The organism is Acetivibrio ethanolgignens (genome assembly GCF_001461035.1).
Taxonomy (GTDB): Bacteria; Bacillota; Clostridia; order Lachnospirales; family Lachnospiraceae; genus Velocimicrobium; species Velocimicrobium ethanolgignens.
On the sequence record NZ_LNAM01000104.1, the window covers coordinates 1 to 1098 of the forward strand.

General features: G+C 32.4%; 2 protein-coding genes. Both read left to right on the forward strand.

The window, feature by feature from the left end:
- Positions 1-181: 181 nt before the first annotated feature.
- Positions 182-655: a hypothetical protein gene (locus ASU35_RS05665; RefSeq protein ID WP_058352079.1), complete on the forward strand. Its 474-nt coding sequence runs from the start codon at positions 182-184 to the stop codon at positions 653-655.
- Positions 656-672: 17 nt separating this feature from the next.
- Entirely contained in the window at positions 673-945 is a 273-nt protein-coding gene (locus tag ASU35_RS05670; protein ID WP_058352080.1) for a hypothetical protein, read from the forward strand.
- The last annotated feature ends 153 nt before the right edge of the window (positions 946-1098 follow it).

Consider the following 1098-nt stretch of genomic DNA (forward strand, 5'->3'; position numbering starts at 1 on the left):
AATTCCCCTCATGAATGAGGGGCTAGGGGAGTTGATGTGTCGAAGACACTTTTTTATAGCAGAGAAGAAGCAAGAGAATATTGCAGAACACACTAAACAAGTAAACAGAATAGAGAATATATAAGCGGATGGAAAAATAAATCTATCCGCTTTTATTATTGAAAAATGGAGGTCACTTAGTATGAAATTATGCAAAGCAAATTATGAAGAAACAAAAAGTGTTATGGTGGAAAGTATAAAGAAATTTATAGAATATATCAATGAATATTGCAGTGAATACGCATGGTTAAATGACAACATGGAAAAGTATGTAGAAGAATCAAAAGGACGTGTAGAAGGGTTTATTGCAGAACATAACATTGACATGGAAGAGTGGATGAAACAAAAGAAATATTATGATTATAAGCATATTGCAACAGATATTTTAAATCATATTGATGACATCCACCAAAAGATTATAGAGGTATTTATTGAGCCGGAAATGAAATATCCTGCAAAGGTATTAGAGTGGATGTATGATTTTAGATTTTTCTGTTATGGCGATGATATAAAAGGGGAATTTTTATCACTGTACGATCAGAACGAGAGGTTGAAAAGGTATCCTTATTTTGATGTATCAATGAAAAAACCTAAATGTTTAGGTGATTTTAAATAGGAAGGACGGTTGAGGATATGAAGATTGATTTTAAGAGTATGGAAGTAAAAAAGAGTACAGAATACTTTAAATTAACAGATGATGAACTTCTGGAGAATTGGAATGAGTATGGTTATACAAGAGAAGAGTGCAAACTGTTTGATGATGGATTAAATGTCACATTCTTTGATGATATGGAAGAGTTGGAAACAGAAGCAGAACAGTTTAGCAACTGGATTGAATCACAAAGATATGAAGTAAAAGCAATTGTGAAAACAGTAAATGGAAGAATTGCAGTTGTTTTAATTTAGTCTTAAAACAATGGTTCAATGGCAAACGGAAGGAGAGTTGATTTTATGAAATATACAGAGGAAATGATTAAAAAAGTATCACAAGGTATTTCAAACTGTCAAACCGCAGATTATCTCGGGCGATTTCCGCAGATTATTTCAGACGGAAACACC